This is a genomic window from Streptomyces sp. BK79, assembly GCF_044142145.1.
In the GTDB taxonomy this organism is placed as follows: domain Bacteria; phylum Actinomycetota; class Actinomycetes; order Streptomycetales; family Streptomycetaceae; genus Streptomyces.
Window position 1 is genome coordinate 218,384 of sequence record NZ_JBHVOC010000012.1, and the last position, 21,036, is coordinate 239,419.

General features: G+C 72.6%; 13 protein-coding genes. 8 read left to right on the forward strand and 5 right to left on the reverse strand.

The features are described from left to right. Positions 1 to 112 precede the first annotated feature (112 nt). Together dxs and ACFIF2_RS17405 are read left to right on the forward strand one after the other, a co-directional pair. Entirely contained in the window at positions 113 to 2,035 is a 1,923-nt protein-coding gene (dxs, locus tag ACFIF2_RS17400) for a 1-deoxy-D-xylulose-5-phosphate synthase (protein ID WP_395573569.1), read from the forward strand. 138 nt (positions 2,036 to 2,173) lie between these two features. Further along, positions 2,174 to 3,703, forward strand: coding sequence for an amino acid permease (locus ACFIF2_RS17405; protein WP_395573552.1), 1,530 nt, complete (start codon positions 2,174 to 2,176; stop codon positions 3,701 to 3,703). A 308-nt stretch (positions 3,704 to 4,011) separates the two neighbouring features. Here ACFIF2_RS17405 and ACFIF2_RS17410 read toward each other — a convergent pair whose 3' ends face one another. After that, positions 4,012 to 4,389, reverse strand: coding sequence for an NTP pyrophosphohydrolase (locus ACFIF2_RS17410; protein WP_395573553.1), 378 nt, complete (start codon positions 4,387 to 4,389; stop codon positions 4,012 to 4,014). 79 nt (positions 4,390 to 4,468) lie between these two features. On the opposite strand from ACFIF2_RS17410, the gene ACFIF2_RS17415 reads away from it, so the two are divergent. Next, positions 4,469 to 5,491 carry a hypothetical protein gene (locus ACFIF2_RS17415; protein WP_395573554.1) on the forward strand — a complete coding sequence of 341 codons (1,023 nt, stop codon included), beginning with the start codon at positions 4,469 to 4,471 and terminating at the stop codon, positions 5,489 to 5,491. Between the two features lie 50 nt (positions 5,492 to 5,541). Here the strand turns inward: ACFIF2_RS17415 and ACFIF2_RS17420 are convergent, their stop codons facing one another. After that, the gene (locus ACFIF2_RS17420; RefSeq protein ID WP_395573555.1) at positions 5,542 to 6,624 is read right to left on the reverse strand and encodes an LCP family protein; all 1,083 of its coding nucleotides are present in this window, start codon (positions 6,622 to 6,624) and stop codon (positions 5,542 to 5,544) included. Positions 6,625 to 7,029: 405 nt separating this feature from the next. Between ACFIF2_RS17420 and ACFIF2_RS17425 the strand changes: the two genes are divergently transcribed. From ACFIF2_RS17425 to ACFIF2_RS17445, 5 genes are all read left to right on the forward strand, one after another. Continuing rightward, positions 7,030 to 8,154: a hypothetical protein gene (locus ACFIF2_RS17425; RefSeq protein WP_395573570.1), complete on the forward strand. Its 1,125-nt coding sequence runs from the start codon at positions 7,030 to 7,032 to the stop codon at positions 8,152 to 8,154. Between the two features lie 305 nt (positions 8,155 to 8,459). Further along, entirely contained in the window at positions 8,460 to 10,286 is a 1,827-nt protein-coding gene (locus tag ACFIF2_RS17430) for a stealth family protein (protein ID WP_395573571.1), read from the forward strand. After that, the gene (locus tag ACFIF2_RS17435) at positions 10,283 to 11,248 is read left to right on the forward strand and encodes a hypothetical protein (protein ID WP_395573556.1); all 966 of its coding nucleotides are present in this window, start codon (positions 10,283 to 10,285) and stop codon (positions 11,246 to 11,248) included. The genes ACFIF2_RS17430 and ACFIF2_RS17435 overlap by 4 nt, the downstream gene beginning before the upstream one ends. Before the next feature lie 8 nt (positions 11,249 to 11,256). Then, entirely contained in the window at positions 11,257 to 14,133 is a 2,877-nt protein-coding gene (locus ACFIF2_RS17440; RefSeq protein WP_395573557.1) for a stealth conserved region 3 domain-containing protein, read from the forward strand. Positions 14,134 to 14,168: 35 nt separating this feature from the next. Next, entirely contained in the window at positions 14,169 to 16,139 is a 1,971-nt protein-coding gene (locus tag ACFIF2_RS17445; RefSeq protein WP_395573558.1) for a PIG-L family deacetylase, read from the forward strand. Positions 16,140 to 16,207: 68 nt separating this feature from the next. Here ACFIF2_RS17445 and ACFIF2_RS17450 read toward each other — a convergent pair whose 3' ends face one another. From ACFIF2_RS17450 to ACFIF2_RS17460, 3 genes are all read right to left on the reverse strand, one after another. After that, a complete protein-coding gene (locus ACFIF2_RS17450) occupies positions 16,208 to 18,340 on the reverse strand; it encodes a 3-hydroxyacyl-CoA dehydrogenase NAD-binding domain-containing protein (protein WP_395573559.1) in 2,133 nt (710 codons plus the stop codon). After that, the gene (locus ACFIF2_RS17455; protein WP_395573560.1) at positions 18,337 to 19,554 is read right to left on the reverse strand and encodes a thiolase family protein; all 1,218 of its coding nucleotides are present in this window, start codon (positions 19,552 to 19,554) and stop codon (positions 18,337 to 18,339) included. The genes ACFIF2_RS17450 and ACFIF2_RS17455 overlap by 4 nt, the downstream gene beginning before the upstream one ends. A gap of 184 nt (positions 19,555 to 19,738) precedes the next feature. Then, the gene (locus ACFIF2_RS17460; RefSeq protein WP_395573561.1) at positions 19,739 to 21,025 is read right to left on the reverse strand and encodes an HRDC domain-containing protein; all 1,287 of its coding nucleotides are present in this window, start codon (positions 21,023 to 21,025) and stop codon (positions 19,739 to 19,741) included. Positions 21,026 to 21,036 lie beyond the last annotated feature (11 nt).

The following is a 21,036-nucleotide window of genomic DNA, read 5'->3' on the forward strand; positions in this document are numbered from 1 at the left end:
GATGGGTAAGGCCGAACGCGTGACGTACGACGCACCGCCCGGACACGTTCCGCCACGGCGGAACATTAGACTCGGGCAGGCCCGGCAACAGCTCTACTGCAAGGAGGCACGGGTGCCGCTGCTGACCCGCATCAGGGGACCGCGCGATCTGGACCGGCTCAGCCTGGAAGAGCTGGGCGGGCTGGCGGAGGAGATCCGCGCCTTCCTCGTCGACGCCGTGTCCAAGACCGGCGGCCACCTCGGCCCCAACCTCGGCGTGGTGGAACTGACCCTCGCCCTGCACCGCGTCTTCGACTCGCCCAAGGACAAGGTGCTCTGGGACACCGGTCACCAGTCCTACGTGCACAAGCTGCTCACCGGCCGTCAGGACTTCTCGAAGCTGAAGATGAAGGGCGGCCTGTCCGGCTACCCCTCGCAGGCCGAGTCCGAGCACGACGTCATCGAGAACAGCCACGCCTCGACCGTGCTGGGCTGGGCCGACGGCATCGCCAAGGCCAACCAGGTCCTCGACCGCGACGACCACGTGGTCGCCGTCATCGGTGACGGCGCGCTCACCGGCGGCATGGCCTGGGAGGCGCTGAACAACATCGCCGCCGCCAAGGACCGCCCGCTGGTCATCGTCGTCAACGACAACGAGCGCTCCTACGCCCCGACCATCGGCGGCCTCGCCAACCACCTGGCGACCCTGCGCACCACCGACGGCTACGAGCGCTTCCTGGCCCGTACCAAGGAGGTCCTGGAGCGCACCCCGGTCGTCGGCCGCCCGCTCTACGACACCCTGCACGGCGCCAAGAAGGGCCTGAAGGACTTCATCGCCCCGCAGGGCATGTTCGAGGACCTCGGCCTGAAGTACGTCGGCCCCATCGACGGCCACGACCTGGAGGCCCTGGAGTCCGCCCTGACGCGCGCCAAGCGCTTCGGCGGCCCGGTCATCGTGCACTGCCTCACCGAGAAGGGCCGCGGCTACCAGCCCGCCCTGGCGGACGAGGCCGACCGCTTCCACGCCGTCGGCAAGATCCACCCCGACACGGGCCTGCCCATCTCCACCGCCGGCGCCGACTGGACCAGCGTCTTCGGCGACGAGATGGTGAAGATCGGCGAGGAGCGCGAGGACGTCGTCGCCATCACCGCCGCGATGCTCCAGCCGGTCGGTCTCGACAAGTTCGCCAAGGCCTTCCCGGACCGCGTCTACGACGTCGGCATCGCCGAGCAGCACGGCGCGGTCTCCGCCGCCGGCCTCGCGCACGGCGGAGTCCACCCGGTCTTCGCGGTGTACGCCACCTTCCTCAACCGCGCTTTCGACCAGGTCCTGATGGACGTGGCCCTGCACAAGTGCGGCGTCACCTTCGTCCTGGACCGCGCCGGTGTCACCGGCACCGACGGCGCCTCCCACAACGGCATGTGGGACATGTCGATCCTCCAGGTCGTCCCCGGCCTGCGCCTGGCCGCCCCGCGCGACGCCGACCAGGTCCGCGCCCAGCTGCGCGAGGCCGTCGCGGTGGACGACGCGCCGACCGTGGTCCGCTTCTCCAAGGGCGCCGTCGGCCCCGCCGTACCGGCCGTCGGCCGCGTCGGCGGCATGGACGTGCTGCGCGCCCCCGGCACCGACGACCCGGACGTCCTCCTGGTCTCCGTCGGCGCCCTCGCGCCGATGTGCCTGGAGGTGGCGGACCTGCTGAACAAGCAGGGCATCTCCACCACCGTCGTCGACCCGCGCTGGGTCAAGCCCGTCGACGAGGCCATGGCCCCGCTCGCCGAGCGCCACCGCGTCGTCGTCACCGTCGAGGACAACTCGCGGGTCGGCGGTGTCGGCTCCGCCGTCGCCCAGGCCCTGCGCGACGCGGGCGTCGACGTCCCGCTGCGCGACTTCGGCATCCCGCCGCGCTTCCTCGACCACGCCTCCCGCGCCGAGGTCCTGGCCGAGATCGGGCTCACCGCGCCGGACATCGCCCGTCAGGTCACCGGCCTCGTCGCCAAGCTCGACGGCCGCTACGAGCGCTCCGGCGCGGACCCGGTGGAGGCCGCGCGCGACTGACGTACGACCGGATGGGCCGGTCGCTCCACTCGTTGCAGTGGTGCGACCGGCCCATCCGCGTGAATCCGCTCACGCCGGGGCATACGCAGTACGCCCCCCTCTCGATCATGTCGGGGACGACAAGCGTCGGAGGTACGCGTGAGCAGCAGCAGTCTCTTCAGAACCAAAAAGATCGAGCAGTCCATCCGAGACACGGAGGAACCGGAGCACGCGCTCAAGAAATCCCTGTCCGCGCTGGACCTGACCGTCTTCGGCGTCGGTGTCATCATCGGCACCGGCATCTTCGTACTGACCGGCACGGTCGCCAAGAACAACGCCGGGCCCTCCGTGGCCCTGGCCTTCGTGGTCGCCGGCGTCGTCTGCGCGCTCGCCGCGCTCTGCTACGCCGAGTTCGCCTCCACCGTCCCGGTGGCCGGCTCGGCGTACACCTTCTCCTATGCCTCGCTCGGTGAACTGCCGGCCTGGATCATCGGCTGGGACCTGGTCCTGGAGTTCGCCCTCGGGACGGCGGTGGTGGCCGTCGGCTGGTCGGGCTACATCCGCTCGTTCATGGACAACGCGGGCTGGCAGTTCCCCGAGGCCCTGGGCGGCCGGGACGGGGCCGACGGCTTCGGCTTCGACATCCTCGCCGCCGCGCTCGTCCTGGTGCTCACCGCCATCCTCGTCCTCGGCATGAAGCTGTCGGCGCGGATCACCTCGATCGTCGTCGCCATCAAGGTGGCCGTCGTCCTGATCGTGATCATCGCGGGCGCCTTCTTCATCAAGGGCTCCAACTACGACCCGTTCGTCCCGAAGGCGCAGCCGGTGGAGGCGGGGGCCGGGCTGGACTCGCCCCTGATCCAACTGATGTTCGGGTGGGCGCCGGCCAACTTCGGCGTGATGGGCATCTTCACCGCCGCCTCGGTCGTCTTCTTCGCCTTCATCGGCTTCGACATCGTCGCCACGGCCGCCGAGGAGACCAAGAACCCGCAGCGCGACATGCCCCGGGGCATCCTCGGCTCCCTGTTCATCTGCACCGCCCTGTACGTCGCCGTCTCGATCGTCGTCACGGGCATGCAGCACTACAGCGAGCTGTCCGTCGACGCCCCGCTCGCCGACGCCTTCAAATCCACCGGGCACCCCTTCTTCGCGGGCGTGATCAGCTTCGGCGCCGCCGTCGGCCTGACCACCGTCTGCATGATCCTGCTGCTCGGCCAGACCCGGGTGTTCTTCGCGATGAGCCGCGACGGACTGCTGCCCCGCTTCTTCTCCCGCGTTCACCCGAAGTTCCGGACGCCGTACCGGCCGACCATCCTGCTCGGCGTGATCATCGCGATCGTCGCCGGCTTCACCAGCCTGAGCGAGCTGGCCGAGCTGGTGAACATCGGCACGCTCTTCGCGTTCGTCATCGTCGCGATCAGCGTGATCATCCTGCGCCGGACCCGCCCCGACCTGCCGCGCGCCTTCCGCACCCCGCTGGTGCCGCTGCTGCCGATCGTGTCCGTCGCCGCCTCGCTGTGGCTGATGCTGAACCTGCCCGCGGAGACCTGGGTCCGGTTCGGCGTCTGGATGGCGATCGGTGTCGTCGTCTACTTCCTCTACGGTCGCGGCCACAGCCGTATGGCCCGCGGCGAGGAGGAACCGGCCGGCGGCCCGTCGAGGCCGTCCTCGGGAGACACCGCGGTGTGACCCACCCCGACCGTCCAGGTCACCTGCCGCTCCGGCCCCGCACGGCCCCTTCACGGGGGCCGTGCGGGGCCGGACGTGTGTGCGGGCGGGGCGTGCTCACGCGGGCCGGATCGTGGGGGAGGGGTGTCGGCGCGTGGGCCGCCGGGTCGCGGGTGCGGGGAGCCGGTACGCGGGCCGGATCGCGTACGCCCCGGCTGGGTGCGGTCGCGGGGGATCGCTCGCGTCCCGCTGGGGGCTGTCGCGCGCGACCGTGTGCGTCCGGAGGTGTGCTGTCGCGCTCGGCCCGGGTGCGCCCGGCCGGAGTGCTGTCACGCGGGCCGGACCGTCCGCGGGCCCGCGACCTCCGCGCCCAGCTCCGCCACCCGGCGGCGCAGCTCGCGGTCGGCCGTCACGACCAGGACCGGGCGGCCGTCGGCGGCCCCGGCGACCAGGGCGACCATGTGGTCGTCCCCGCTGCCGGGCGCCGACTCCACCCGTACGCCGGGCACGGAGTCCACCCCGCGGGCGGCCCCCTCGACGACGAGGACGATCTCCACCGGCCCGGGCCGCCCCGGCACCCCGTCCGCCGCCAGCCGGTCCCGCAGCCGCTCCGCGGCCCCGCGCCGGTCCCGCCACCAGCCGTCGGGCACCGACCCGACGACGTTGGCGGCGTCGACGATCACGAGCAGGGAGGCGCTGTCGTCCATGCCGTCAGGGTCCCACGGCGCCGTCGCTCCGGCGGCACCCGCTCGACGCGGAGCCGGCGGCCCCGCTTAGAGTGAACCGGTGAACGGCGACTGGCTTCTCCTCGGCCGCGACGGCCGCCTCAGTGTCTACCTCCCGTCGGACGGCGCCACCCTGTGGCGTGCCGAACGCGCGCCCGGCGGTGCCTGGGAGCCCCCGCGCAGGCTCGGCGGCGACCAGGAACTCCTCCCCGGTCCGGCGGTCGGCCGGGGCCCCGACGGCTACGCCCACCTGGCCGCCTGGCGGTCCACCGGGGCCGACCGCGCCGACCTCGTGCACACCACGCACTTCCGGCCCCTGCTCGCGCCCCTGGACTGGCAGCCGGCCGGGCACCCCAACAAGCAGGGCGACCGCACCGGCACCCCGGCCGTCGCGGTGGACGCGCAGGGCCGGGCCCATGTCTTCGTCCGCAACGGGGGCGGCGGCATGAGCATGCTGGCCCAGAAGGAGAAGGGCGGCTGGGAGCCGTGGCGGGACCTGAAGGGGCGCGGCGTGCGGGAGGAGCCCGCGGCGGTGACGGGGGGCTCCGGGCTGGTCGAGCTGTACGCGGCCGTCCCCGGCGGCATCCTGCACTGGCGCCAGGAGGAGCCGGGCGCGCGGCCGGTGCTGGGGGAGGGCGTCGACGCGGCGGTCCGCCCGGGCACCCTGCGCGCGCAGGCCACCTCGCCGGAGCGCACCACGCTCTTCTTCACCGACGACGACACCGGTGACCTGTGCGCCTGGCGCCCCGGTGGGAAGCCGACGCCCCTGGTGACCGCCGCGGACCCCGGCCCGGTGTCCGCCGTCCGCTGCGTGATCGACGGGCACGACTGCACGCTGGTCGCCCAGCGCTCGGCGACGAGCGACCGGGTCGCCTTCGCGGCGTACCCCGCCGAGCAGGAGGCGATGGGCGCGGCGTGGACGGAGTCGGGGCCGGTGCTGCCGAAGGACGCGGTGGTGTCCCTCGCCCTGGACGCCGACGCCCGCGTGGTCGCGGCGAGCCTGTCCCCGTCCACCGGGCAGTTGCTGCTGACGCGGCGGACGGACGAGGCGGGGCTGGCGCTGGGGGCGTGGCGGGCGGTCTGAGCCACCCCCCTCGGCGCGCTCCCCGGGGTCAGGGGACACGGGCCCGCTCGTCAGGAACGGCCGCCGGTCGCGGGGGACTTCTTCGCCGACTCCGGGATCGCCTGGTCGCCGCGGATCGCCTTCCACAGCGTCGACGCCTGCGGCTCGGCGGGGACCACCCGGTTGGGGTCGGTCCTGTCGTACGCCACCGGCAGCATGATCGTCTCCATGGACGCCGGGTCGACACCGTTCAGGCTGCGGCCGAAGTCCGCCAGCGCCGTGAGCGAGGCCAGCTCGGAGTCGGTGGTGAGCGCCGCGGTCAGCGTGTCGGCGATCTTGTACGTCTTGGTCGGGCTGCCCAGCAGGTCCTGCTTCTTGATCTCGCTCAGCAGGGCCATCATGAACTCCTGCTGGAGGCCGATGCGCCCGAGGTCGCTGCCGTCGCCGACCCCGTGCCGGGTGCGGACGAAGGCCAGTGACTCGGTGCCGTCCAGCTTGTGCGTGCCGGCGGTCAGGTCGAGCCCGCTGGAGGGGTCGCGGATGTCCTGGTCGACGGTGACGGTCACGCCGCCTATCGCGTCCACCAGGCCCTTGAAGCCGGCGAAGTCGATCTCCATGTAGTGGTCCATGCGGACCCCGGACATCTTCTCCACCGTCTTGACCACGCACGCCGGACCGGCCTGCGAGTAGATGGAGTTGAACATCACGCGCTCGGCCGAGGCCACGTCCGAGCCGTCCGCCTTGGTGCAGTCGGGGCGTGTCACCAGGGTGTCGCGCGGGATGCTGACGGCGACGGCCTCGGTGCGGCCCTCGGGGATGTGCATCACCAGCGCGGTGTCCGAACGGGCCCCGGCGACCTTCCCGGTCTTCAGTTCGGCGTTGTCGCCCGCGCGCGAGTCGGAGCCGAGGACCAGGATGTTCTGACCGGACGTCGGCAGCTTCTCCGGGCGGTCCTTGCCGATCGCGTCGTCGATGTCGACGCCCTTGAGGTTGCCGTCGAGGTCGCTGTACAGCCAGTAGCCGGTGCCGGCTCCGGCGACGACGAGTACGGCCAGCGAGAGCAGGATCCACCGGCCGGTGCGCCTTCGGCGGGGCGCTCCCCGCCGCCGGGACCGGCGCGGTGTGCTGGTGCTGTCCTCGGCTGGGGTCGTCATCGGGTCGGTGTCCTCGTCTGTGCGTGCCAGGTCTGCGTGTGCTGTCGTGCCGTGGGCCGTGGGCCGTGGGCCGTGGGCCGTGGTGCGTGCCGCCGTGGGCTGTGGTGCGTGCTGTGCGGTGCCGTCGGCCGTGGTGCTGTCCGGACCACCGCTGTCACGGCCTGGACGTGCTCGGGCGATCGGAGAGACCCGCGACCCGCCCCAGGCGTTGTACGGCAGTGACTCACCTCACAAACCAGGCCGGGTGAGGGCAAGGTGACGTTCGGTGAGGGATGCTCCCCGTTCGCGAGGTGTCGGCATGGTGACCCCTCGCGGGACGAGGAGTGTATGCCGTGTGCATATCATGTGAGAATTCCACGTCCCGCGTCCAGATCGGGTGAATTCTCCAAGGAGTCCGTCATGGTGATGCGGGATCGGTCCGCACGTGCCCCGCAGCGTCGCCGTCCCGGCGGGGCCGACCCGGCCGACGCGCGTCCGGCCGTGACCGGTGCGACCGGTACCGCCGCGGGTTCGTGGCTGGTGCGCGGCAAGGACGGCCGGCTCACCGCCTACGCCCCGTGCGAGGGCGGGCTGGCGCGCTGGACCGAGACCCGCCCGGGCGGCCCCGGCTGGTCGGGGCCGGACTTCTTCGCCGTCGCGGACCTCACCCACCTGAGCGTGACCCAGGGCGCCGACACGTACGTGCACTTCCTGGGCCGGCGCGAGCGGCGGCGTGCGGACGGCTCCACCGAGGTGGACGTCGTGCACGCGATCCAGTACCAGACCGGGCGGCCGGTCACCGAGTGGCGCTCGCTGGGCAACCCGCATCGCGAGCCGGACCGGGCGGTGCGGTTCGGGGTGCCGACGGCGGCCGTGGACGCGGCCGGGACGGTCCACGTCTTCGCGCGCAACGCGGGCGGCGGGCTGATGATGCGCAGGGAGGGGCGGGGCGGCAAGTGGGAGCCCTGGGCCGATCTGCGCGGGGCCGGCCTGCGGGACGGGCTCGCCGCGACGGCCGCCTCCACCGGCCGGATCGAGGTCTTCGCCCCGGCCGACGGCGCGGCGCTGCACTGGGTCCAGCCCGAGCCCGGCGCGGTACCGCAGCGCTCCCACGACGTACGTCCGGGCCCGCTGCCCGGGTCGGTCGCGGCGCTGGAGACCGCTCCCGGCCGGCTCACCTGGTTCTGGACGGACCCGGCCGGCACGGGTCTGGTGTGCCACCGGCTCGGCGGCTGGTCCGTCCCCCTGGGCGGCACGCCCGCGGACGGCGCCAACGCGGTGCTGCGCGCGTCCCTCGACGGCTACGACTGCACGGTGATCGCCCATCGCGGCGCCGCGGGAAGCGTGCTGGTGGGTGTCTGCGGCACGGAGGGCGAGTCGGCGGGCCTGTGGTGGACCGACACGGGGCAGCCGTGCGCGGGCGACCCCGCCCTGGTGCTCGACGCCCGGGGGCGCGTGGTGCTCGCCGCGTACGGGCCCGACGGGGCGCTGCGGGTGGCGCGGCAGGAGCCCGGGCCGGGACTGGTCCTCACGGACTGGGTGCGCGTCTGACCGCATGATCGCGCGCTCGCGCCCGCGGAGCGCGGAGCCGTCCGGATGGTTGCCCGGATGTGTCATGCATGACAGACGTTTCCCGAAAACCGCTTGCTTCTGGACACATAGAGGTTGTGATGTAAACATTCTGTTCGATCGGTGAGCGTCGGGTGAATATCGGCTGTGAAGTCGGTGAAGAAGGGGAGATCGATCGCGTCCGGTCCCGGAGGGCAGTCGCACATGGGGGTGCGCGCCCGCCGGTCAGGGGTGGGGAATCAATCGCCGGAGCGTGCGCTGCGGCCTCGATGTGGATGGTGCGAAGTCTGGTGAGCCTCAACAATCCCGAGGCGAGCGCGCTCGTGTCGACATATCGATCTTTGGTGCCGGCGGGAGCGCGGCGCCGGATCGTGCGTCGCGTGCCGGGCACCCTGCGTACGTCCGTGAAGCGCTCGCTGGCGTCCGCCGACGCCGTGCGCTCCGCGGTGGTCGTGCGCGCCCTGGGCGGGAACCGCAAGGCGGGCAGGCACACGTCCGACCTGCCGGTACGGGTCGTCCGGGTGGCCGGCCGGCACCTGCGCGCCGTCGAGGTGCCCGGAGCCACCGCGTGGGCCGCCCGCGCCCGCAACCTGCACATCCTCGTCTCCCTGCTGGAAGAGGCCGGGATCGACCACTTCTGCGTCCGCGGTACCGGATCCCCGGTGCCCTGCGTCGCCGTCCCCGAGCGGTGGCGTGCCGACGTCGAGGACCTGCTGCAGGTGGCCTGCGCGCACAACCCCGGCTACCTGGGCGCCGGCCCGCAGGGGCAGGTGCGCCCCGGCACCGCCCCCGCGGCCTGGCGCGCGCTGCGCGGGCAGCGGGTGCTGCGGATGACCTGGGTCGTCTGCGACCCCACCGGGAACCTGGTCTTCGGCCCCGAGTACGGCTGCGACATCGAGTTCTGGGCGGAGCGGGACGGCCAGCTGACCGCGCCCCGGCCCAACAAGGTGGTGACCGAGATCCCGGTGGACGCGGGACGCTGCTGGGCCGAGCAGAATCGGTTCAGCCCGGTGCCCGCCGTCTACAGCACCGGCCACACCCGGACGCTCCCCGAGTTCGCCGCCGCGCTGCCCGACGACCACCTCTTCCCGATCGACGTCGTCTACACCTGGGTCGACGACTCCGACCCGGCCTGGCGGGCGAGCCGGGACGCCGCACGCGGCCGGCTCACCGGCGCCCCGGACGGCTCCCTGCACGAGCAGGCGGCCAACGACGCCCGCTACACCAGCCGCGACGAGCTGAGGTACTCGCTGCGCTCCATCCACCAGTACGCCCCGTGGGTGCGCAACATCTTCCTCGTCACGGCCGGACAGGTGCCGTCCTGGCTCAACACCGACTTCCCCGGCCTCCGGGTGGTCGACCACCGGGAGATCTTCTCCGACCCCGGCGCCCTGCCGACGTTCAACTCCCACGCGATCGAGAGCCAGTTGCACCACATCCCCGACCTGGCGGAACACTTCCTCTACCTGAACGACGACGTGTTCTTCGGCCGCCCCGTGCAGCCGGGCCAGTTCTTCCACGCCAACGGACTGACCAAGTTCTTCCAGTCCAAGGCCCTGATCCCGTCCGGCCGGGCGAGCAACGGGGACCTGCCGGTCAACGCGGCCGGCAAGAACAGCCGCGGTCTGATCGCCCAGCAGTTCGGCACCGTCATCTCCCAGAAGATGAAGCACACCCCGCACGCCCTGCGCCGCAGCGTGCTCGCGGAGATCGAGCAGGTCTACGCCAAGGCGCACCGGGTCACCCAGCACTCCCGGTTCCGCTCGCCCAACGACGTGCCCATCGCCTCCTCGCTGCACCACTACTACGCCTACCAGTCCGCCCGCGCGACGGTCGGCGACATCCGCTACGTCTACATCGACCTCGCCGACGACCTGGCGCAGCGCCGGCTGGACAACCTCCTGGCCCGGCGCAACTTCGACACGTTCTGCATGAACGACACCGTCACCGCCGCCGACCCCGCGGCCCAGTCCCGGATGGTCGCCGCCTTCCTGGACGCCTACCTCCCCGTGCCGAGCCCCTTCGAGACGTCCTCCGGCATCGCCGCGCCCCGCCGGCCCGCCGCTCCGGCCGAGCACCAGCACCTGGCCGAACTGGGGTACGCCGCGACATGACCCCCGCACCGAAGAGCCCCGCCACGGCAAGCGGCGGGGCGGCCCGTCGGCGCCGCGGACCCCGCGCCCGCGCCGCCGCCCTGCGCAACCGGCTGATGCTGCGCGTCTTCCTGCCGCTGCGCAAGGGACGCACCGCCCGGCTCCACTACGCCGCCATCCTCGACGGCCAGACCGTCAACCTGCACGCCGAGCTGCCCCCCTCCGCCGGCCTGCCCGAACGCGCCGAGATCGTGCTCGGCCGCGGCCGCGACCGCTTCACCACCGAGGCCCGCGTCTACGAGGGCCCCGCCGGTCAGGCACTGGTCGACGCCGTCGTCCTGCTCGGCGAGGACGTCGGCGGCGCGCCCGTCGGCACGGGGCGCCGGCGACTGCGGCTGCGCCTGGGCACCGGGCGCCGCTCCCGCACCCTCTCGCTGCTGCTGCTGCGGCCACCGGTGCCGTACGAGGGGCCGACCAAGCCCATGGCCGCCTCGCCGGTGACCGGCGAACGCCACCGGATCGGCCGCTCCTTCCGCGGCAGCGCCCGCGTCATCAGCACCGGCGCCCGTCCCTCCGTGGAGGTGACCAAGGTCCACCTGACGCACGCCGGTGTCACCGTCGACGTACGGCTGCTGGGCGTCCGGGCCGAGGAGCCCTGGGCCGAGTTCGTCGCCTCCGGGCGGCGGATCGAGCAGCCCGTCACCGCGCTCGCGGCGGACGCCTACCGCGTGGAGGTCCCGCTGGACCGGATGCCGCCCCGGGGCAGCCGGCCCGACCACTGGGACATCGTCCTGTGCGACCGCGCCGGACGGTCCCTGCGCCTGGGCCGCCGGCTGCACGACGTACGCAACCCCTTGCGTGTCTTCGCCATGCGCAGCCTCGCCATCACCCCGCCCGGCCGTCCCCCCATGATCGTCCAACCCCGCTACACCCCCGCAGGCAATCTCCGGGTCACCTGCACGAGCATGCCCGAGGCAGGCTGAACCGACAGATGAAGATCACGTTCCTGCTGACCACGGCCGACGCGGTCGGCGGCACCGAGCGGGCGGTGTTCAACCAGGCGTCCGAACTGGCCGCCCGCCACGACGTGCGGGTGCTCAGCGTCTTCAAGAGCCGCCGCGAGCAGTTCTTCACGCCCGACGAGCGGGTCCGCGTCGACTACCTGATCGATCTCACCGGATCCGCCCCCCGCCCCCTGCGCCCCACCCGGGTCGACGACTCGATGTGGCCGGGCCTGTCCGCGCAGCCCAGCCAGATCGTCGACCGCTCCTGGGAGGCCGCGTTCAACCGGCTCTCCGACCTCGAACTCGAACTCGCCCTCCAGGACACCGACACCGACATCCTGGTCACCACCACCCCCGCCCTGATGGCACTCGCCGTCGAACTGGCCCCGGCGCACGTCATCACCGTCCACCAGGAGCACCGGGTCTCCGAACTGCGCGGCACCAGCGGGGAGCCGCTGCGCCGCCACGCGGCCCGGCTGGACGCGCTCGCCGTCCTCAGCGAACGCACCCGGGACTGGTTCGCCGAGACCCTCGGCGACGCCGCGCCCCGCCTGGAGGTCGTCCCCAACGCCCTGCCCAGCGGCTTCCGGCCCCGCTCGACCCTCCAGACCCGCACGGTGGTGATCGCCGGACGGCTCGTCGCCGAGAAGCAGATCGACCACGCGGTGACCGCCTGGGCGACCGTGGCCCGCTACCACCCCGACTGGCAGCTGCGGATCTTCGGCGACGGCCCGCTCAGCGGCGCCCTGCGCCGTCAGATCGACATGCTCGGACTGCACGACTGCGTCCAGCTCAACGGCAACTCCAGGCATCTGGCGGAGGAGTGGGCCAAGGCCAGCATCGCCACCCTCACCTCCCGCAACGAGGCGTTCGGCCTGGTCCTCGCCGAAGCGCACGCGGCCGGTGTCCCCGTCGTCTCCTACGACTCGCCCAACGGCCCCCGCGAGGTGGTCATCGACGGGCAGACCGGCGTCCTCGTCCCGCCCGGCGACACCGACGCACTCGCCTCGGCGCTGATGTTCCTCATCCAGGACGGCGAACTCAGGCAGCGGATGGGCACCGCGGCCCTCGCCTCCGTCAGCCGCTTCTCACCCGCCGTGGTCACCGCCACCTGGGAGCGGATCTTCCACGAACTGATCGCCGAACGCGACAGCGGCCGCCGCACCGCGGCCAAGGCCGAACGCAAGGCCGTGCACGCCTACTACAGCGGCGCGGACGGCATCGTGCCCGCCGCGGAACCGGCGCCCGCCACCACCGTGCGCACCGCCGACCAGCGCGCCCTGGAACAGCGCCTGCTCCAGCGCCGGGACCTGGTCTCCGACGGCGGACAGGTCTGCCGGCTGCTGGACTGGGAGTCCCCGTGGGACGTCGTCCAGCAGAACCTCGCCCTGGCCGCGAACGCCCTCGAGGCCGCGGACATCCCCTACCTCGTCGTCCGCGACCAGCTCGTCCGGCACACCATCGCGGTGCACGCGGTCTACAAGGAGGCCGTCTTCAAGGCCGTCGCCGACCGCTACGCCCAGGACGCCGTGTACACCGCCGTCCTCAACGAGGGACAGAAGACGGTCGCCACGGTCCTGGCCGGACTCGTCGCGCCGTACGCCGACACCCCGTCCTCGGGCCTGAGGCTGTACCAGACCGTCGTCTCCCCCTCGCGCATCCTGCGCCTCGGTGCCGTATACGGCTGCACCATCTCCTTCTGGGACAACGACCCGGACGACGAGACGGGCAGTCACCTCAAGGCCCCCGCCCGCACCCTGATCGGCGACCGCGTGCCGGTGCGCACCATGCACCGGGCCGCGATCACCCTGGGCGGGCGCCACTATCCGACGATCACGCCGTTCGCCCAGACCCTCCACGGCGACGTGGCCTTTCCCGTCGACGCCGTCTACACCTGGGTCAACGGCGCCGACATGGCGTGGCTGGAGCGGAAGAACGCCGTCCTGGCCGCCATGGGCATGGAGACGGAGGACGCCGCGACCAGCGCGGCCCGCTTCCGGGACCGCGACGAACTGCGCTACTCCCTGCGCTCCATCGACATGTACGCCCCCTGGATCCGCAACATCTACCTCGTCACGGACCAGCAGGTCCCGCACTGGCTGGACCTGCGCCATCCCCGCGTACGCGTGGTGGACCACACCGAGATCTTCGGCAACCGCGGTGCCCTGCCCACCTACAACTCGCACGCCATCGAGAGCCAGCTCCACCACATCGACGGACTGGCCGAGCACTTCCTGTACTTCAACGACGACGTGTTCCTCGGCCGGACCGTACGGCCGGACATGTTCTTCCACTCCAACGGCCAGTCCAAGTACTTCATGTCGCCCACGTCCGTGCCGATGGCGCCCCCGGCGACCGACGACGAGTTCAACATCAGCGCCGCCAAGAACAACCGTGCCCTGATCCAGCAGGACTTCGGCCAGACGCTGGTGCACTCCTTCCTGCACGCCCCGCACCCGCTGCGGCGCAGCGTGCTGGCGGACATAGAACAGCGCCACCAGCACGCCGTCGCGGTCACCGCGGCCAACCGGCTGCGCAGCCACAGCGACATCTCCGTCGCCTCCTCGCTGCACCACTACTTCGGCTACCACACGCTGCGCAGCGTGCCCGGCAGCATCTCCTGCGGCTTCGTCAACGTCGGCCTCAGCGAGCACGCCCCGCGGCTCAACCGCATCCTCACCGTGCGCCCGCACGACGTGTTCTGCCTGAACGACTACCACGACGGCGACGTCCCCGAGGACGAGCAGGACGCCATCCTCGGCGCGTTCCTGCCCAGCTACTTCCCGGTGCCGAGCCAGTTCGAGACCGGATCGGCGCGCAACCAGCGCGCCCACGCGGGCTACCTGCCGGGTTGGCCGCTGTGACCACACCGCATCCCGCCGTCGGGAGGAGCAATCACGTGAACAGTCCCGCGTCCGTGCTGCAGATCGTGGCCCATCCGGACGACGACCTGTACTTCATGAACCCGGCCACCTTCCACGGACTGCGCGTCGGCACGCGCACCACCACGGTGTACCTGACCGCCGGCGACGCGCTCGGCAAGAACCCCCGGCCGTGGCAGACGGAGCCGGTCGTCGAGGACCGGGAGGCCTACGGCAAGGCACGGCAGAACGGCATCAAGGCCGCCTACGCCGCCATGACGCTCGGCAACCGCACGGCGGCCTGGACGCCGGCCACCCTGTCCACGGCGGCCGGCGCGGTCGCGGAGGCGTACTCGCTCGCCGACGCCCCCTGGGTGACGCTGATCTTCCTCAACATCCGGCAGCACGGCACACCGGAGGGCCCGGCGCGCAGCCTGCACGTGCTGTGGCGCGACGAGGTGGAGTCGGTGCCGACGCTGGTGCCCAGCGGCGGCCTGGTGCACGAGCCGTACGGGTACACGCGCACCGGACTGGTCCGGACCCTCGTGCAGATCATGGACCTCGTGCGCCCCACGCTGGTCCGCACCATGGACCCGGACCCCGACCGGCTGGTGCACGACGAGAAGTTCCCGCAGCGGCACGACTACGGTGACCTGTCCGACCACTGCGACCACACCGCGGCCGCGCTGTTCTCCCGGCTCGCCCTGGACCACTACCAGGGCCCCGCCGAGGACGGCACCTACTCCGTCGAGGCGTACCGCGGGTACTACAACGAGCGGTGGCCGCACAACCTGGGCCCGCAGGCCGTCTCCCTGAAGGAGTTCTTCCTCAACGTCTACGGCGCGGCGGACGGTTACGACTGCGGCGACCCGGCGGGCAGCGGTGACTACGCGGTCGGGCTGAACTCCCGCGGGACCGGGTGGGTGCAGAGCACCGCCCCGCGGCACCCGGCCGGCGCCGACTGGCTGCTGGCCGACCGGCGCGGCCGGCTCGCGGCCTTCGTGGTGCTCAACCAGCAGTGCGCGGTGTGGCTGGAGGCACAGCCCGGCAGCGACCAGTGGCGCGGCCCGTTCTTCCTCGGCGGCGGCCCCCTCGCCCCCGGCCTCGCGGTGAGCCTCACCCCGGACGGCCGCTGGCAGATCTTCGCCGAACGCCTGTCCCACCTGGCGGCCGACGACGCGCACGTCCGTGAGATCGTCCTGCTCGAACAGGCCGAGCCCGACGGCGCGTTCCCCGGCTGGGTCACCCTGGGCAACCCCTCGGCCAACGACCCGAGCCGGGACCGGCACCTCGGCACCCCGGTGGTGGCCCGGGACGGCAGGGGCCGGCTGCACCTGTTCGTGCGCAACGCCGGGCAGGGCCTGCACAGCCGCGTCCAGGAGACCGACGGCACCTGGGGTGAGTGGACCGACCTGCGGGGCTACGACCTCCAGGAAGGAGTCGCCGCGCTGACCGCGCCCAACGGGCACGTGGAGGTCTTCGGCGCGAGCCGCGAGGGCGTCTTTCACTGGGCGCAGGGCTCGCTCGACGAGCCCCTCACCCGGGCGCCCAGGTTCCGGCTCGCTCCGTCGGCCGGTCCGGTGGCCGCGACCGTCCAGCCGGGCGGGCAGGTCATGACCGTCTACCGGCAGCCGGACACGGGCCGGCTGCTCATGGCCCAGGAGGACGCACCGGGCGGACGCTGGGCCCAGCCCGCCAGCTCGATCGGCGGACGCGGCGGCTTCGGCGCCGTCGCGCTCGCGGCCGGCCCGGTCCCCGAGGCCGGCACGCTCGTCGCCTGCCGCAGCGACCTGGGCGGGGTGGCCTACCGCTTCCTGCCGGGCGACCAGCCGTGGCGTGAAGTGTCCGTCGCTCCGCTCGGCGGCACCTTCTCCGGCGCTCCCGCCGCCGCCTTCGACGCCCTGGGCCGCGCCACGATCGCCGTCGTCGGCGCCGACGGACGGCTGGCCGTGACCCGCCAGACCGCCCCCGGGTCCGCGGAGTTCGGCCCATGGACGGTGGCGGTCTGACCCAGGGGCGGCACGCGGAAGAGGGCCCCCGCCTCGGGCGGGGGCCCTCTTCCGTCGTACGGGGAGGCTTACGCGGGAACGCTCGCCACGCCCGGCTCCAGGAACCGCTTGCCGTTCACCCGCTCGGCGACGCCCTCACGGTCCAGGTACGGTGTGATGCCGCCCAGGTGGAAGGGCCAGCCGGCGCCGGTGATCAGGCACAGGTCGATGTCCTGGGCCTCGGCGACGACGCCCTCGTCGAGCATGAGGCCGATCTCCTGGGCCACCGCGTCCAGGACGCGGTCGCGGACCTGCTCCTCGGTGAGGACGGTGTCGCCCTGCTTGAGCAGCGCGGCGACCTCCGGGTCCAGCTCGGGCTTGCCGCTGTCGTAGACGTAGAAGCCGCGCTTGCCCGCCTCGACGACCGCCTTGAGGTTCGGGGAGACGGTGAAGCGCTCGGGGAAGGCCCGGTTGAGGGTCTCCGAGACGTGCAGGCCGATCGCCGGGCCGACCAGCTCCAGCAGGACCAGCGGGGACATCGGCAGGCCGAGCGGATCCACCGCCTTCTCCGCGACCTCGACCGGGGTGCCCTCGTCGATGACGTTCTGGATCTCGCCCATGAAGCGGGTCAGGATGCGGTTGACGACGAACGCCGGGGCGTCCTTGACGAGGACCGCGGTCTTCTTCAGCTTCTTGGCGACACCGAACGCCGTCGCGAGCGACGCGTCGTCCGTCTGCTCGCCGCGGACGATCTCCAGCAGCGGCAGGATCGCGACCGGGTTGAAGAAGTGGAAGCCGACGACCCGCTCGGGGTGCTTCAGCTTCGACGCCATCTCCGACACGGACAGGGACGAGGTGTTCGTCGCGAGGATCGCGTGCGCCGGGGCGACCGCCTCGACCTCCGCGAACACCTTCTGCTTGACGCCCATCTCCTCGAACACGGCCTCGATGATGAAGTCCGCGTCCGCGAAGCCCTCGGCCTTGTCCAGGACGCCGGAGACGAGGGCCTTCAGCCTGTTCGCCTTGTCCTGGTTGACACGGCCCTTGCCGAGCAGCTTGTCGATCTCGGCGTGGACGTAGCCCACGCCCTTGTCGACGCGCTCCTGGTCGATGTCGGTCAGGACGACCGGCACCTCCAGGCGGCGCAGGAAGAGCAGCGCGAGCTGCGAGGCCATCAGGCCGGCGCCGACGACGCCCACCTTGGTGACCGGGCGGGCCAGCGACTTGTCCGGGGCGCCGGCGGGACGCTTGGCGCGCTTCTGCACCAGGTTGAAGGCGTAGATGCCGGAGCGCAGTTCGCCGCCCATGATCAGGTCGGCGAGGGCCTGGTCCTCGGCGTCGTAGCCCTGCTGGAGGTCGCCGTTCTTGGCGGCGGCGATGATGTCCAGCGCGCGGTAGGCGGCCGGGGCCGCGCCGTGCACCTTGCCGTCGGCGATGAACCGGCCGCGCGCGACCGCCTGGTCCCAGGCCTCGCCGCGGTCGATCGCCGGACGCTCGACCGCGATCTCGCCCTTGAGGACGGACGCCGTCCAGATCAGCGACTGCTCCAGGAAGTCCGCGCCCTCGAAGATCGCGTCCGCGATGCCGAGTTCGTAGACCTGCTCGCCCTTGAGCTGCTTGTTCTGGTTGAGGCTGTTCTCGATGATCACCGAGACGGCCTTGTCGGCGCCGATCAGGTTCGGCAGCAGCGTGCAGCCGCCCCAGCCGGGGACCAGGCCGAGGAAGACCTCGGGGAGGGAGAAGGCGGGGAGGGCCGCGGACACCGTCCGGTAGGAGCAGTGCAGGCCGATCTCCACGCCGCCGCCCATCGCGGCACCGTTGTAGTACGCGAAGGTCGGCACGGCCAGCTTCGCGAGGCGCTTGAAGACGTCGTGGCCGCCCTTGCCGATGGCCAGCGCGTCCTCGTGCCGCTTCAGCAGCTCGACGCCCTTGAGGTCGGCGCCGACGGCGAAGATGAACGGCTTGCCGGTGACGCCGACGCCGACGATGTCGCCGTCCGCGGCCTCCTTCTCGACCTGGTCGACGGCGGCGTCGATGTTCGCCAGCGACTGGGGGCCGAGCGTGGTCGGCTTGGTGTGGTCGTGACCGTTGTCGAGGGTGATGAGCGCGAAGCGCCCGGCACCCAGCGGCAGGTCGAAGTGGCGTACGTGCGCGCTGGTGACGACCTCGCCGGGGAACAGCTCGGCCGCACCCTTCAGCAGCTCTGCGGTGGTGGTGCTCACTTGTCCCCCTCGAAGTGCGGGTTCTCCCAGATGACCGTCGCGCCCATGCCGAAGCCGACGCACATGGTGGTCAGGCCGTAGCGGACGTGCGGCTGCTCCTCGAACTGGCGGGCCAGCTGCGTCATCAGACGGACGCCGGAGGAGGCGAGCGGGTGGCCGAAGGCGATGGCGCCGCCGTACTGGTTGACGCGCGCGTCGTCGTCGGCGATGCCGTAGTGCTCCAGGAAGGCCAGGACCTGGACGGCGAAGGCCTCGTTGATCTCGAACAGGCCGATGTCGGAGATGGACAGCCCGGCCTGGGCCAGCGCCTTCTCCGTCGCCGGGATCGGGCCGTAACCCATGACCTCCGGCTCGACGCCCGCGAAGGCGTACGAGACGAGACGCATCTTGACCGGCAGGCCGTTCTCGCGGGCGAAGTCCTCGCTCGCGATGAGGGACGCGGTCGCGCCGTCGTTCAGACCGGCCGCGTTGCCCGCGGTGACCCGGCCGTGCACGCGGAACGGCGTCTTCAGGCCCGCCAGGTTCTCCAGCGTGGTGCCCGGACGCATCGGCTCGTCGGCCGTGACCAGGCCCCAGCCGGTCTCGCCGGCCTCCTCGTTGGTGCGGCGCACCGAGACCGGCACCAGGTCGGCCTGGATCTGGCCGTTGGCGTACGCCTTGGCGGCCTTCTCCTGCGAGCGCACGGCGTACTCGTCGGCGCGCTGCTTGGTGATCGTCGGGTAGCGGTCGTGCAGGTTCTCGGCGGTCATGCCCATGAACAGGGCGGACTCGTCGACCAGCTTCTCGCTGACGAACCGCGGGTTCGGGTCCACGCCCTCACCCATCGGGTGGCGGCCCATGTGCTCGACACCGCCCGCGATGGCCACGTCGTACGCGCCGAAGGCGACCGAGCCGGCCACCGAGGTGACGGCGGTCAGGGCGCCCGCGCACATGCGGTCGATGGAGTAGCCGGGGACCGAGGTGGGCAGGCCCGCCAGGATGCCGGCGGTGCGGCCGATGGTCAGGCCCTGGTCGCCGATCTGCGTGGTCGCGGCGACGGCGACCTCGTCGATCTTCTTGGGGTCGAGACCGGGATTGCGGCGCAGCAGCTCCCGGATCGCCTTCACGACCAGGTCGTCGGCGCGGGTCTCGTGGTAGATGCCCTTCGGGCCCGCCTTGCCGAACGGGGTGCGGACGCCGTCTACGAAGACGACGTCCCTGACGGTACGAGGCACGATGGCTCTCCTCCAGGGTGCGGGATGGCACTGCTGCGGCACGCATGCACTGAGCGCGCGCTCAGCGCCCATGCTACTTGTGGGTAACGTAGCTGCCCAGTCCCCCCGGCTGGAGCGGTGAACGTCACACCCCCGGTCCACCGCCCCGCCCCTGGATCTTGGCCGGAACTCGCCGTCGTACCCGCTACGACACGCCCTGGGCCAGCGCCGTCACCAGGACCGGCGTCACCTGCTCGACCTGCCAGGGCCGGGCCCCGTGCGCGGCGAGGGCGGCGCCCACGGACTCGGCGTCGAGGGTCGCCGGCGGCTCCCAGCAGACCCGGCGCACCGTGTCCGGGGTGATCAGGTTCTCCTGCGGCATGTTCAGCCGCTCGGCGAGCGCGGTCACCGCCGCCCGCGCCGCGGTGAGCCGGGCCGCCGCGGCGGGGTCCTTGTCGGCCCACGCCCGGGGCGGCGGGGGACCGGTCACCGGCTGGCCCGGCTGCGGCAGCTGCGACTCGGACAGCGCCCGGGCCCGGTCGACCGCCACCTGCCACTGCTCCAGCTGCCGGCGGTTGACCCGCCCGAACCCGTTCAGGGCGGCGAGCGCGTGCGCGTTGGGCGGCAGCGCGAGCGCCGCCTCCACGATGGCCGCGTCCCCCAGCACCTTGCCCGGGGAGACGTCCCGGCGCTGCGCGATGCGGTCCCGGGTCTGCCACAGCTCCCGTACGACGGCGAGCTGCCGGCGCCGGCGCACCTTGTGCATGCCGGAGGTGCGGCGCCACGGGTCCTTGCGCGGCTCGGGCGGCGGGGCCGAGGCGATCGCGTCGAACTCCTGCCGGGCCCACTCCAGCTTGCCCTGCCGGTCCAGCTCCTTCTCCAGCGCGTCGCGCAGGTCGACGAGAAGCTCGACGTCGAGCGCGGCGTAGCGCAGCCACGGTTCGGGAAGCGGGCGCGTCGACCAGTCGACGGCGGAGTGGCCCTTCTCCAGGACGAACCCCAGGACGTTCTCCACCATCGCGCCGAGGCCGACCCGCGGGAACCCGGCGAGCCGCCCGGCCAGCTCGGTGTCGAAGAGGCGGGTGGGCACCATCCCTATGTCGCGCAGGCACGGCAGGTCCTGGGTGGCCGCGTGCAGCACCCACTCCGCGTCGGAGAGCGCGGTGCCCAGCCCGGACAGGTCGGGGCAGGCCACGGGGTCGATCAGCGCGGTCCCGGCGCCCTCGCGGCGCAGCTGCACGAGGTAGGCGCGCTGGCCGTAGCGGTAGCCGGAGGCGCGCTCGGCGTCGACGGCGACCGGGCCGCGCCCGGCGGCGAAGGCGGCGGTCACCTCGGCGAGGGCCTGGGCGTCGGCGATCACCGGCGGAACGCCCTCGCGTGGTTCGAGCAAGGGGGTCGGCGCCTGACTCGCAGAAGATCCGGCGTCGTCCGGAGGGGCGCCTCCGGTGGTTCGCAGTGAAGGGTCTGCTGCGGTTTCGTGGGCGTCGGTCACCTGTCAAGGGT

Excerpts from the sequence above, each read along its gene's own strand:
- ACFIF2_RS17420 (WP_395573555.1), bottom strand. The coding sequence starts at position 6,624 with ATGACGACCCCAGCCGAGGACAGCACCAGCACACCGCGCCGGTCCCGG.
- ACFIF2_RS17440 (WP_395573557.1), top strand. The coding sequence starts at position 11,257 with ATGAAGATCACGTTCCTGCTGACCACGGCCGACGCGGTCGGCGGCACC.
- ACFIF2_RS17425 (WP_395573570.1), top strand. The coding sequence starts at position 7,030 with ATGCGGGATCGGTCCGCACGTGCCCCGCAGCGTCGCCGTCCCGGCGGG.
- ACFIF2_RS17410 (WP_395573553.1), bottom strand. The coding sequence starts at position 4,389 with ATGGACGACAGCGCCTCCCTGCTCGTGATCGTCGACGCCGCCAACGTC.
- ACFIF2_RS17435 (WP_395573556.1), top strand. The coding sequence starts at position 10,283 with ATGACCCCCGCACCGAAGAGCCCCGCCACGGCAAGCGGCGGGGCGGCC.